14 protein-coding genes and 1 pseudogene are annotated in these 11,578 nt (G+C 75.5%); 3 read left to right on the forward strand and 12 right to left on the reverse strand.

Annotated elements, in window-relative coordinates; all coding sequences use genetic code 11:
* Positions 1 to 24: 24 nt before the first annotated feature.
* The gene (locus tag ACFWMZ_RS22850) at positions 25 to 945 is read left to right on the forward strand and encodes a transketolase family protein (protein WP_383171670.1); all 921 of its coding nucleotides are present in this window, start codon (positions 25 to 27) and stop codon (positions 943 to 945) included.
* On the opposite strand, the gene ACFWMZ_RS22855 is transcribed toward ACFWMZ_RS22850, so the two are convergent.
* The 3 genes from ACFWMZ_RS22855 to ACFWMZ_RS22865 form a co-directional block, all read right to left on the reverse strand.
* Complete coding sequence (locus ACFWMZ_RS22855; RefSeq protein WP_383171669.1) at positions 914 to 2,230, reverse strand: MFS transporter; 1,317 nt, start codon at positions 2,228 to 2,230, stop codon at positions 914 to 916. The two genes, ACFWMZ_RS22850 and ACFWMZ_RS22855, sit on opposite strands and share 32 nt — an antisense overlap.
* 102 nt (positions 2,231 to 2,332) lie before the next feature.
* Complete coding sequence (locus tag ACFWMZ_RS22860) at positions 2,333 to 2,692, reverse strand: MmcQ/YjbR family DNA-binding protein (RefSeq protein ID WP_383171667.1); 360 nt, start codon at positions 2,690 to 2,692, stop codon at positions 2,333 to 2,335.
* A 41-nt stretch (positions 2,693 to 2,733) separates the two neighbouring features.
* Entirely contained in the window at positions 2,734 to 3,681 is a 948-nt protein-coding gene (locus tag ACFWMZ_RS22865) for an alpha/beta fold hydrolase (protein ID WP_383203791.1), read from the reverse strand.
* A gap of 159 nt (positions 3,682 to 3,840) precedes the next feature.
* Between ACFWMZ_RS22865 and ACFWMZ_RS22870 the strand changes: the two genes are divergently transcribed.
* Positions 3,841 to 4,365 carry a DinB family protein gene (locus ACFWMZ_RS22870; protein ID WP_383171663.1) on the forward strand — a complete coding sequence of 175 codons (525 nt, stop codon included), beginning with the start codon at positions 3,841 to 3,843 and terminating at the stop codon, positions 4,363 to 4,365.
* Between the two features lie 9 nt (positions 4,366 to 4,374).
* Here the strand turns inward: ACFWMZ_RS22870 and ACFWMZ_RS22875 are convergent, their stop codons facing one another.
* The 5 genes from ACFWMZ_RS22875 to ACFWMZ_RS22895 form a co-directional block, all read right to left on the reverse strand.
* A complete protein-coding gene (locus tag ACFWMZ_RS22875; RefSeq protein WP_383171661.1) occupies positions 4,375 to 4,929 on the reverse strand; it encodes a GAF domain-containing protein in 555 nt (184 codons plus the stop codon).
* Positions 4,926 to 5,519: an ATP/GTP-binding protein gene (locus ACFWMZ_RS22880; protein WP_383171659.1), complete on the reverse strand. Its 594-nt coding sequence runs from the start codon at positions 5,517 to 5,519 to the stop codon at positions 4,926 to 4,928. Before ACFWMZ_RS22880 ends, ACFWMZ_RS22875 begins: the two co-directional genes overlap by 4 nt.
* On the reverse strand, positions 5,497 to 5,868 hold the full coding sequence (locus tag ACFWMZ_RS22885) for a DUF742 domain-containing protein (RefSeq protein ID WP_383171657.1): 372 nt from the start codon (positions 5,866 to 5,868) through the stop codon (positions 5,497 to 5,499). The genes ACFWMZ_RS22880 and ACFWMZ_RS22885 overlap by 23 nt, the downstream gene beginning before the upstream one ends.
* A gap of 2 nt (positions 5,869 to 5,870) precedes the next feature.
* A complete protein-coding gene (locus ACFWMZ_RS22890; RefSeq protein ID WP_383171655.1) occupies positions 5,871 to 6,305 on the reverse strand; it encodes a roadblock/LC7 domain-containing protein in 435 nt (144 codons plus the stop codon).
* Between the two features lie 87 nt (positions 6,306 to 6,392).
* Positions 6,393 to 8,303, reverse strand: coding sequence for an ATP-binding protein (locus ACFWMZ_RS22895; RefSeq protein ID WP_383171653.1), 1,911 nt, complete (start codon positions 8,301 to 8,303; stop codon positions 6,393 to 6,395).
* A gap of 325 nt (positions 8,304 to 8,628) precedes the next feature.
* On the opposite strand from ACFWMZ_RS22895, the pseudogene ACFWMZ_RS22900 reads away from it, so the two are divergent.
* Positions 8,629 to 8,820: pseudogene (locus ACFWMZ_RS22900) on the forward strand (GNAT family N-acetyltransferase); the annotation flags it as partial.
* A 9-nt stretch (positions 8,821 to 8,829) separates the two neighbouring features.
* Here ACFWMZ_RS22900 and ACFWMZ_RS22905 read toward each other — a convergent pair.
* The 4 genes from ACFWMZ_RS22905 to ACFWMZ_RS22920 form a co-directional block, all read right to left on the reverse strand.
* Positions 8,830 to 9,198 (reverse strand): DUF4190 domain-containing protein, encoded by a 369-nt coding sequence (locus ACFWMZ_RS22905; protein WP_383203794.1) that lies wholly within the window; start codon positions 9,196 to 9,198, stop codon positions 8,830 to 8,832.
* A gap of 61 nt (positions 9,199 to 9,259) precedes the next feature.
* Complete coding sequence (locus ACFWMZ_RS22910; RefSeq protein WP_383171650.1) at positions 9,260 to 9,421, reverse strand: hypothetical protein; 162 nt, start codon at positions 9,419 to 9,421, stop codon at positions 9,260 to 9,262.
* Entirely contained in the window at positions 9,418 to 9,789 is a 372-nt protein-coding gene (locus ACFWMZ_RS22915) for a hypothetical protein (RefSeq protein ID WP_383171648.1), read from the reverse strand. Before ACFWMZ_RS22915 ends, ACFWMZ_RS22910 begins: the two co-directional genes overlap by 4 nt.
* Positions 9,790 to 10,131: 342 nt before the next feature.
* Positions 10,132 to 11,361, reverse strand: a complete 1,230-nt coding sequence (locus tag ACFWMZ_RS22920) for an MBL fold metallo-hydrolase (RefSeq protein WP_383171646.1) — start codon at positions 11,359 to 11,361, stop codon at positions 10,132 to 10,134.
* Between the last annotated feature and the right edge of the window lie 217 nt (positions 11,362 to 11,578).

Consider the following 11,578-nt stretch of genomic DNA (forward strand, 5'->3'; position numbering starts at 1 on the left):
CCCCCCTTTCGAAAGGACCACCCCGTGGACTCCATGCGTGACCGCTTCGCGGACACCGTGCACCAGCTGATGGACGCCGACCCGCGCGTCGCCCTGGTCATCGCAGAGATCAGCCGGGACCGGCTCCAGGGCGCCATCGCCGCCCACCCGGACCGCGTCGTCAACGTCGGCATCCGGGAGCAGCTCCTCGTCTCCGCCGGTGCCGGGCTCGCCCTGTCGGGGTTGCGCCCGGTGCTGCACACCTTCGCGTCGTTCCTGGTGGAGCGGCCGTTCGAGCAGGTCAAGCTCGACTTCGGCCACCAGGGGGTGGGCGGGGTACTGGTCAGCTCCGGCGCCTCCTACGACATGGCGTCGGGCGGCTACACCCACATGTCCCCGGGCGACGTGGCCCTCCTCGACACCCTCCCCGGCTGGACCGTGCACGTCCCGGGCCACGCCGACGAGGCCGAGGCCCTGGTCCGCGCCGCCGTCGCCGCCGGGGACGACAAGGTGTACGTACGCCTCTCCGAGCGGGCCAACGTGGAGGGCCGGGCGCTGGACGGCACGCGGTTCCGGCAGGTGCGGGAAGGCCGGTCCGGGGTGGCCGTGGTCGCCGTGGGCCCGATGCTGGACGTCGTCCTGGCGGCGACCGAGGGGCTGGACCTCACCGTGCTGTACGCGGCGACGGTGCGGCCCTTCGACGCGGCGGGGCTGCGCCGGGCGGCCGTCGACCCGGGCCGGGGCACCGCCGAGGTGGTGCTGGTCGAGCCGTACCTGGCGGGGACCTCAGTGCGGGCCGCCGACGAGGCGCTGTCCGTGGTGCCGCACCGGCTGCTGGGGCTCGGGGTGGGCCGCGAGGAGCTGCGGCGCTACGGGCGGCCCGAGGAGCACGACGCCGCGCACGGCCTGGACGCGGCCTCGCTGCGCCGGGACATCAGCGCGTTCCTGGCGCCGGGGCGGGGCTGACGCCGGGCGCGGCCGCGGGGGAACCGGTCACCGGACGGTCGTCGGCGCGTTCCAGATTGCGGATGGCCGGGACCGCGAGCAGGAGCCCGCCGACGACGAGGGTCAGCAGACCGCCGGTGACGAGGACCGCGTCGGTGCCGAGGAGGCCCGCGGCCGGGCCGGCGAGGGCCTGGCCGACCGGCATCATGGCGAGCGATCCCGCCACGTCGTAGGCGTGGATGCGGTTGAGCACCTCGGGCCGTACCTGGGTCTGGACGCTGGTCGCCCACATGACGCCCCAGAAGGACATGCCCGCGCCCGCCACGGCGGCGCCCGCGCACATCGCGGGCACCCCCAGCCCGGCGCCGACGGTGCCGGGGAAGAGGCCGAAGCCGAGGACGGCGAAGGCGCCGGCGCGCAGCATGCGGCGGGGCCGTGCGCGCATCGCGAGGAGCCCGCCGACGACGGTGCCCGCGCCGAGGGCGGAGTTGACCAGTCCGTAGGCGCGCGGGCCGTGTTCCTGGACCACGTCGGCGGCGACCAGCGGGACGGCCGGGCCCGACACCGCCAGCATGAACAGCCCCCAGATGGCGATGACACCCCAGAGCCAGGTGCGGGAGCGGAACTCGCGCCACCCCTCGACCAGGTCCCGGCGGAAGGCGGCGCCGCCCTTTCCGGTGGAAACGCGGGGAGGGGCGGGCGGGAGCCGCAGCAGGACCAGGCAGAGGGCGCTGAGTCCGTAGGTGGCGGCGTGGGCGGCGAAGACGCCGCCGGGCGAGACGAAGGCGACGAGCATGCCCGCGGCGGCCGGACCGGCGAGGGACATCACGGATTCGGCGACGCGGATCGCGCCGTTGGCGCCCTGCACGTCGCGGGCGAGGCGCGGCACCGTGCTGGCGACTCCGGGCTGGAAGAGCGCGGCGGCGGCGCCGTTGAGGGCGCCGATGACGCAGAGCTGCCAGAGCACCACGTGGCCGGTGAAGAACATGACGGCGGCCAGCGTCTGGCTGACCAGCCGGACGGCGTCGGCGGCGATCATCAGCAGCCGGGTGCTGACCCGGTCGGCGACGACCCCGCCGAAGATCACCAGCCCCGCGAAACAGGCGACCGAGGAGGCCATGGCGAGGCCGACGGCGCCCGCGCCGTACCCGTGCAGGAGGAGGCCGGTGGCGAGGGCGACGGGGAGCATGGTGTCGCCGAGCTTGGCGACGGCGCGGGCGGTGAAGAAGAGGCCGAAGTCGCGGGACCAGTAGCCCCGGCGGGGCTCCGGGTCCGTTCCGGTGCCTGTGTCGGTGGCTGCCGCCATGGCCGTCCGTCCTCCTCACCGTCGGGCGGCCCCCGTCACGCGCCGCCCGGCCGGATCATGCCACGCCCGCGGCGGGACGGCGCGCGGTTTTCCGGCCCCGGCTCACGCCCCGTTCGGCCCGGCCAGCTCCGGATGGGCCTCCAGGAGCCGGCCGGGGGCGGCCTGCCGCCAGGAGTCGGTGAGGATGTCGCGGAGTTCGGCGAGGTCGTCGACGGCGGCGAGGCGGACGCGGACCCACGCGGAGGAGGCCTCGTGATCGGCGACCCAGAACTTGTCCGGTTCGGCGAGGACCAGTTCGTCGCGTTCCACCTTGGGGCAGCGGACGGCGATCGAGGTCTCGTCCTCCGGCATGGTGGCGTACATCTTCCCCGCCACACGGAAGGTCGGCATGGACCAGGCGGTCTTCTCGGTGGTCCCGGGGAGGGAGAGGGCGATGGTGCGTGCGTCCTGGGCTTCGGCCATGGCGGGAGGGTAGGCGACGGCACCGACAACGGGCCCGCCGGTCAGAGGGCGTGTGCGTCGAGCCAGCGGGTGAGGTCCTCGTGGACCTCGTCGCGGTTGGTCTCGTTGAGGATCTCGTGGCGGGCGCCCTCGTACGCCTTCCAGGTGAGGTCCTCGACGCGCTGGCCGCGCAGGTCGTCCAGGAGGGCGTCGACCTGGGCCATGGACTGGTGGCAGGGGTCGTCGGAGCCGACCGCGACGTGCACGGGCAGGTCGGCGGGGAAGCGGGCCAGGTTGTCCGGGTCGTTGACCTTCTCGGCGGCGCGGACCCAGTCGAGGCTGAATCCGGCGCTGAACGGGAAGCCGCACGCCTCGTCGGCCGCGTAGGCGTCGACCTCGGCCTCGTCGCGGGAGAGCCATTCGTAACCGGTGCGGTGCGGGTAGGGCTCGTTGAAGGCGGCGAAGAGCTCGGGGACGAAGGACGAGATGTGCTCCCGTCCGTGGGCGTCGATCTCCTTCTCCAGCCGGGCGGTGTCGCGGCCAAAGTCCGCGCCGGGCAGGGAGCGGAAGGTGCCGGAGAGGATGAGTCCGGCGAGGTCGTCCGGATACTCCTGGGCGTAGTCGCGGGCCAGCATGGAGCCCATGCTGTGGCCGAGCAGCAGGACGGGGGCGCCGGGGTGCAGGGCGCGGATCTGGTCCCCGACGGCTTTGAGGTCGGTGACGATCGACCGCCAGCCGTCCTCGCCGGTGACGCCGAAGCCGCCGGTGAGCGGGGCGGTCGCGCCGTGGCCGCGGTGGTCGGAGGCGACGACGCCGAAGCCGTGGGCGGTGAGGCGGCGGGCGAACCGGTCGTACCGCTGGGCGTGTTCGGCGGCGCCGTGGGCGATCTGGACGAAGGCGCGGGGGCGCCCCTCGGGCAGCCAGGTGTAGGTGGCGATGGCCACCCCGTCGTGGGCGCTGAGGACGCCGGGTCGGTGAGCGGTGCTGCCGGGTGCGGGCTGACTGGTCATCGGGTGCGCTCCCCTGGGGTCGGTGCGGTCGGCGGTCGGCGCCCGGACCGCTCCGGGCGCGCTCTGCCTGCCCCTCCCCGGTCGGGGGCCCGCTCATGCCTCGGCTGCGCCGACGGCCTGACGGCGGCGGGACGCTCCGCGGCGTGCCAGGATGGCCCGATGGGCGCTTCGAGAACCGAGCTGCTGCGCTGGCAGTCGGAACTGACCTGGTCGCTGTTCACCTACCATCTGGACCGGCTGGAGCCCGGGGACTTCCTCCGGGAGCCGGCCGCCCTCTGCTGGACGGTGCGTCAGGACGCGGACGGCCGCTGGTGGCCCGACTGGGCCGAGACCGAGCCCGACCCCGTCCCGGTCCCCACGATCGCCTGGCTGACCTGGCACATCGGCTGGTGGTGGACGACCGCCGCCGCCGTCGTGCGGGGCGCCGGACCGCCGGAGCGGACGGAGATCGCCTGGCCGGGCGACGGGGCGGCGGCCGTCGCCTGGCTGCGCGGACTCCGCGAGGAGTGGGCGGCCGTCCTCGACGGGCTGGACGACGCGGCGCTCGACCGCCCCTCGGCCTACCCGTGGGGCGCGGAGGCGGGGCTCACCGTGGGGCACACGGCGGCCTGGGTGAACGCGGAGCTGATGAAGAACGCCGCCGAGATCGGCCAGCTCCGGCTCCAGTACGCCGCAGGGCGGTGACGGCGGCGCTCAGCCATCTCCCGGGTCGCGGCGCTGGAGCTGCTCGGTGAGCTCCGCGGCCATCGCCTTGATGGTGTCGAGCCCGGCCCGGCCCCAGGCGCGCGGCTGGGTGTCCACCACGCAGACGGTGCCGAGCACGATGCCGGTGCGGTCGATGAGCGGGGCGCCCAGGTAGGAGCGGATGCCGATCTCGTCCACGACCGGGTTCCCGGCGAAGCGCGGGAAGTCGCAGACGTCCTCCAGCACCAGCGCCCTGCGCCGCACCACCACGTGCGGGCAGTAGCCGTGGTCGCGCGCCATGTGCCGGAAGGCGCCGGCGGGCTCCGTGCCCCCGGCGAGCGGCCCGGCCGGGGTGTGCAGCCCGGCGAAGAACTGCCCGCCGGTGCCTATGAAGTTGACCATGGCGTACGGGGCGCGGGTGAGGTCGGCGAGGCGGGTGGCGAAGGCGTCGAGCCCGGCGTCGGCGTGGTGGCCGAGGCCGAGCCTGCCCAGCCGCTCCTCGCGCGCCGGGGCCTCGGGGTCGGCAGGGGTCAGGAGCAGGTGGCCGAGCGGGTCGTACGTCACAGGGGTGCTCCTTGGCTCTCGGCGGGGTGCGAGGTGAGCAGGTGCCGTACGAGGGTGAGCAGGGTCTGCACGGCCGAACTGGAGATGCGGGCGTCGCAGCGGACGACGGGCACGTGCGCGCCGAGGTCGAGGGCGGCGCGCACCTCCTCGGGGCCGTAACGGTGGGCGCCGTCGAACTCGTTGACGGCGACGACGAAGCTCATCCCCCGCTGTTCGAAGAAGTCGACGGCGGCGAAGCAGTCCTCCAGGCGCCGGGTGTCGGCGAGGACGACGGCACCGAGCGCGCCCTCGGAGAGCTCGTCCCACATGAACCAGAAGCGCTCCTGGCCGGGGGTGCCGAAGAGGTACAGGACGTGGCTGCTGTCGAGGGTGATGCGGCCGAAGTCCATGGCCACGGTGGTGGTGGTCTTGTTCTCCACGCCCTCCAGGCTGTCGGTCTCGGCGCTGATGGTGGTGAGGAGCTCCTCGGTGCTGAGCGGGGCGATCTCGCTGACCGCGCCCACGAAGGTGGTCTTCCCGACCCCGAATCCGCCCGCGACCAGGATCTTGAGCGCGGTGGGAAAGGGGTCAGAGCCGTCGTCGTAGTCCATCGAGCACTGCCTCCAGCAGGGACCGGTCGGTGGGGTTGTGGAAGTAGTCGGGGGCCCGCGTGGTCAGGGCGCCGCAGTCGACCAGGTCGGAGAGGAGGACCTTGGTGACGACGGCGGGCAGCCGCAGCTGGCCGGCGACCTCGGCGACGGAGGTGGGCGCCTCGCAGAGCCCGAGGGCGTCGCTGTGTTCGGGGCCGAGGTAGCCGAGCGGCTGCGTGCCGGTGGACATCACCAGCGACATCAGGTCCAGCGCGGTGGTCGGTCTGGTCCGGCCACCACTCACCGTGTACGGGCGGACGAGGCGCCCGGCCGCGTCGTCCAGCCAGGGCCCGTCCTGCGGGAGGGCCATGGTCAGTTCCTCATCGCCGTGGGTTCGGGCGCCGGGCGGCGCGGCGGGGTCACCAGGTAGGGCCGCACGCTCTTGACCAGCATCGTCATCTCGTAGCCGAGGACGGCGGCGTCGGCCTCACGGCCGGCCAGGACGGTCAGGCAGGTGCCGGACCCGGCGGTCGAGACGAAGAGCAGGCTGGTGTCGAGCTCGACGACGACCTGCCGTACGTCGCCGCCCTCACCGAAGCGCGCTCCGGCGCTGCGGCCCAGCGAGTAGAGGCCCGAGGCGAGGGCGGCGAGGTGGTCGGCGCTGTCCGGGTCGAGGCCGTGCAGGGACTTGACCAGGCCGTCGGCGGAGAGGAGCACGGCACTGCGGGTGTGCGGGACCCGCTGGACCAGTCCGCCGAGCAGCCAGTCGAGGTCGGAGGCATGGCCGGTCGGCGCATCGCTCGCCATGGTGGATCGACTCCTTGCATACATGGGGGTACCTGTGGGGCTACGGGAACGTGGGGACTGACGGGTACGGGCCGTACGCGCCCCGCCTCACCCGGGCCGGTGGGCGGGACCGGCCTCGGGCGCGGGGTGGACGGGCCGCTCGTCCTGGGCCTCGGCGAGGCCGATCCCCCGTCGGAAGGCCGCCATCAGGCCGGGGTCGTGGCCGACGTGGGGCTGTTCCCCGGTGCGGGCGACCGGGCCCTCGCGCAGCTGCGGGGCGAGGTGTTCCTGGGCGCGGCGGCGCGGCAGGGAGGGCCGCTCGGGAGACTGCTCGTAGAGGGCGTTGCCGAGGACGAGGGGCGAGGCGGCGTTGGCCTCGACGGTGTCCCGGTGCTCCGGCCGGATGCCGGGGCGGGCCTCGGCGGGGGTGGGCCGCTGCTCCTGCGTGTCGCGGACGGGCAGGGTGCGCGGGCCGGGCACGGCGGGCGCCGGCGCGGGCTCCGGCGGCGCGGCGTGCTGGGCCCGGGCCGCCGCCTGCCGGCGGGTGGTGCGGATCGGCAGGGGCGGCGGGACGCCGTCGGCGGGGGCGGGGCGCCGGGCCGGGGACTCGTCCGGGGCGGGGTGTTCCCCGGCAGGGGCCGGGCGCAACGGCGCGGGCTCCTCGTCGTGGGCGGGCGGTGGCGGTGCGGGCGGGCCGGCCGGCGGCTCGGCCGCGGAGGTGTTCGGCACGGCCTCGCGGGCCGCGGGCGGCGGGCCGGTGAGCTCGGCCGGAGCGGCCGGCCCGGGGAGGGGCTCCGGGGCGGCGGGCGCCTCGTCGGGCACCGTGCCCAGGAGGGCGGCGGGCAGGACCAGCACGGCCTGGGTGCCGCCGTAGATGTTGGACTGGAGGCGGACGGCGATGCCATGGCGGCGGGCGAGGGTGGCGACCACGTAGAGGCCGATGCGGCCGTCCTGGAGGAGGCTGGCCACGTTGACCTGGTCGGGGTCGGCGAGCAGGGCGTTCATCCGGCGCTGCTCGTCGCCGGGCATGCCCAGGCCCCGGTCCTCGACCTCCACCGCGACCCCGGCGGCGACCCGGCTGGCGCGCAGCAGCACCTGGGTGTGCGGGGCGGAGAACACCGTGGCGTTCTCGACCAGTTCGGCGAGGAGGTGGATGGTGTCGGCGACCGCGTGGCCGCGTACGTCCCCTTCGATCGGGGGCACCAGCTTGACCCGCGAGTACTGCTCGACCTCGGCGATGGCGGAGCGCAGCACCTCGGTCATGGAGACGGGCCTGCTCCACTGCCGGCGGGACATCGCGCCGCCGAGGACCGCGAGGTTCTCGGCGTGGCGGCGGATGCGGGTGGAGAGGTGGTCGACGTGGAAGAGGCCCTTGAGGAGGTCGGGGTCCTCGACCTGGTTCTCCAGTTCGTCCAGGAGCTGGATCTCGCGGTGGACGAGGGACTGCAGGCGCCGGGCGAGGTTGACGAAGACCTCGACCTTCTGTTCGCTGCCGGCCTGGCTGGAGAGCTGGGCGGCCTGGACGACGGCCTGGACCGCCATCCGGTGGGAGCGGTGCAGCTCCTCGCCGAGCAGGTCGAAGCCGTCACCGCGGGGGGCGAGGGGCGGGTGCTCGACGACGGGCTGCTCGCCCTGGCGCAGGGCGTCGACGACGCCGCGCAGTTCGACCTGGTTGCGGGCGCTGGTGCGGCGGAGCTGCCCGGCCCTGTCCAGGATGTTGCGGGCGGTGCGGTCGGCGGCCACGGCGGCGACGGCGATCCCGGTGAGCGCGACCGCGGCGGCGCCGGTGAGGACCGCCCAGAGCAGGTGGGGGGCGGTTCCGCCGCCGCCGGCCGAACGCAGCGCGAAGAGCACCGCGGCGGCACCGCTGAGGGAGACCGCGACGGCGGGCAGCACCGCGATCCGCAGCAACTGAGGCCGTATGTGGGCCTCGGGGAGCTGCTGGGCGGCCTTGCCGTGCCGGCCTCCGCCCTCACGGCGGTCCACCCGGGGGGCGGCCGGTGCGCGTAGTTGTGACATCGACGTCCTCGGAAGAAACCCCCCGGTCCGGCGTGGGGCGGGGGTGCGGTGGCGGGGCTCCTGGTGGGGGCGCGGCCCCGGGGTGCGCGATGCGTGGCGGGCATGCGGCGTCGGTCCGCGACGGCCGCGCGGACACCCTGGCGTGGGCTCCGCGCGACCTGACGGACACACACGGTAGTCATCAAAGCATCCCGCGCGGTGGACAGTTGACCACTTGGACGGGCAGCACCCCCCTCCCGGACGACCCTTCGCACGCCAGTCCGAAACCCCTGGGGGGACAGAGGTTCGAACCATCCGGACGGCCTACCGGCGGCCCGCCCCCACGGGGCCGGACATCTACCGCGCGCCGGCCGCCGTCCGCGCCCGGCTCGCCGCCGGCCGCGGCACACGGTTCCTCCAGGTGGACGCCTCCGACGACAGCGCCCCGATCCTGCGGCGGCTGGGCCTGCACGCCGTCACCACGACGACGCCCTACGTGCGGTCGCCGCCCGGGCGACCCATGGACAGCCCGGCGTAGGCGCCCGCTTCAGGAGCCGATCAGTACGGCGAGGCCGCCGACCACGCCGACGAGGGCCGCGGCGGCGAGCAGGGCCACCAGGGCGCAGACCCAGCCGCCGGCGATCCCGGCGAGGGCCAGCCACCGGCCGCCCAGTCCGCGCCGCACGGCGCGCCGCCGGGCGACGTGCCCGGTGACGATCGCGGGGAGCCCGGAGAGGAGGATGACGGCCGTCCAGGCCACCGTCAGCGGGAGGAAGAGCGCGGCGGGAACGTACCCGCCTCCCCCGACGAACGCCGCGAAGACGACGGCGTAGACGCGGACCCGGGCGGCGGGGTTGTCGCGGGCCGTGGGGGCTCGGGCCGCGTCGCTGCCGCGAACTGACGGGGTGGCGGACATGGCGAGGACCCGAACAAGGGTCCTGCACGGCGGAGTGGGAGCTCCCACCCTCGCCACCGCGTCAGCCTCCCAGCAGCGCCGCCACCCGGGCGACCAGGGTGTCGAGGGCGCGGGCGCAGTCACGCAGGACGTCCTCCCCCGCGCCGTAGGGATCCTCCACCTCGTCCTCGGTGGCCGGTACGGGCGGCGCGAGACCGCGGTGCGCGGCGGCCTCGGCGATCACGGCCGCGGGGCCCGCTCCCGGCGATACCCCCACGGCGAGCCGGAGGAACTCCCGGTGCGTGAAGCGCGTCGGCGGGCCTCCGGGCAGAGGCGGACCGCCGCGTCGCGGTGCGCCCGTTCCCTACCGAGGACCAGATCAGCGTCGGCCACCAGGCCGGGCGCCAGGGTCCGGGAGGCGAAGCCGGCACCGTCGCCCCCGCGTTCCTCCAGGACCCGGCGGGTCTCCTCCTCCATGCCGGGGCTCGGGAAGGCGTGGGTGCCCGCGCTCTCGACGCGGGCGCCGGGCAGCCGGGCCGCGAGGAGGCGTTCGGCGAGAGGCGAGCGGTAGAGGTTGCCGGTGCGGACGAAGAGGTCGTGCGGCGCGGTCACCGGGGACCACTCGCTCCGGCCGTACGTCCGGCGGCCTCCTGGGGCCCGGCGCCGGGCCCGCTCCGCGGGCGGCGCGGGGTCGGGGCGAGCCGACCGCGCAGGGCGGCAGGGAGGAGGGGGCGGGCTCGCACGGGCGGCCACCCAGGGATCTGCGGGGATGCCCGGCCAGGCTAGACGGTTCTGAGGTGGTTTGCGGGAGTGGCGGGGTTCGTCATGGCGCGGCACCGCCTAAGGCCCCGCGCGGAGGTCGGCGAGGCTGCCGGAGTCGTACCCGGCCGACGTCAGCCCCGCGACACCCCGCCGTGAAGCCTCCGCTCCGACCGGCACGGCCGCGGCAGGGCCTCAGCGTTCCGGGGCGGCCAGGTCCAGCGTCTCCCGCTGCTCCCCGGACGGCGGCCAGGTGGCCCAGCCGTCCGCCGGGGCCTTCGCCGCCACCGCGCGCCACCAGGGGTCGGCGGCGGGCGCCCGCGAGGGGACGACCGGTTCGCCGGGGCGCGGGGTGATGACCTGCTGGCCCGCGCGGTGGGCGGCGAGCAGGGTGCGCTCCGCCGGTTCCTCCCAAGGGTGCAGGGCGAGGTTGAAGGTGCCCCAGTGGATCGGCAGCAGCACGCCGTGGGGTGCGCCGCCCTGGAGGTCGAGCTGGGCGCGCAGACCCTCGTCGGGCGTCATGTGGATGTCCGGCCACGGTCCCGGGTCGCGCGTCGCGCCGCCTCGGCTGTGCGGCAGGAACTCGCTGTACGCGCCGATCTGGATCATGGTCGCGTCGAAGGGGCCGTGCTCGGCGCCGATGTCCCGGAAACCGGGGAAGTAGCCGGTGTCGCCGCTGTGGTAGACGCGGTGGTCGCCGCCCCGGACGGCCCAGGAGGCCCAGAGGGTGTGCTGCTGGTTGCGCAGGCCGCGCCCGCAGAAGTGGCGGGCCGGGGTGGCGGTCAGGGTGACCCCGGCGACCTGGGTGGACTCCCGCCAGTCCAGCTCGCGCAGCCGGTCGGCGGGGACGCCCCACCGCTCCAGGTGGGCGCCGACACCGAGCGGCACCACGAAGACCGTGCCGGTGCGGGCCAGGGCCCGAATGGTGGGCATGTCCAGGTGGTCGTAGTGGTCGTGGGAGATCACCACGGCGTCGACCGCCTCCAGCGCGCGCAGCGGCACCGGTGCCGGGTGGAGGCGGCGCGGTCCGGCGAAACCGAACGGCGAGCAGCGCTCGCCCCAGACCGGGTCGAAGAGCAGGCGGGCGCCGTCGATCTCGACGAGGACGCTGGAGTGGCCCATCCACGTGAGCCGCAGCCCGTCGGCGGGCGGACGGGCCAGGTCGGCCACGGTGGTGGGGTGCAGCGGGATCGGCCGGGCGGGTGCGCGGCGGACCCGCCCGGTCCTGCTGAGGTAGGCGCGGGCCAGGTCGCGGGGTGTGGCGGCGGACGGTGTGGCCGGGAGGCCGTCCGGGTTGCGGAACGAGCCGTCCGCGAAATTCGGCGAGTTGCGGATGCGCCGCAGGCGCTCGCCGGTGGGGTCGCCGCCGAACGAGGTGGGCCGCAGGGTGCGGAGCGCGGGGTTCGGGGTGCGGAAACCGGGCACGGTGCCTCCAGAGCTGCGGTCAGGTGTTCCATTGTCGGGCAGAGCGACGCGACGTGGCCTCACACGCCGGCCGGGCTTGATCGGCCTCAATCGTCGGCCAGGCTTCATTTGGCCTCAAGCGCCGGCCGGGCTGTGGGGGCCTCAAGCGCCGGCCGGGCTGAAGTGGCCTAGCCGGCCCAGCCGTGGCCTCAAGCGCCGGCCGGGCTCCATTTCAGCC

This window comes from Streptomyces sp. NPDC058373, from assembly GCF_042723275.1.
Taxonomy (GTDB): domain Bacteria; phylum Actinomycetota; class Actinomycetes; order Streptomycetales; family Streptomycetaceae; genus Streptomyces.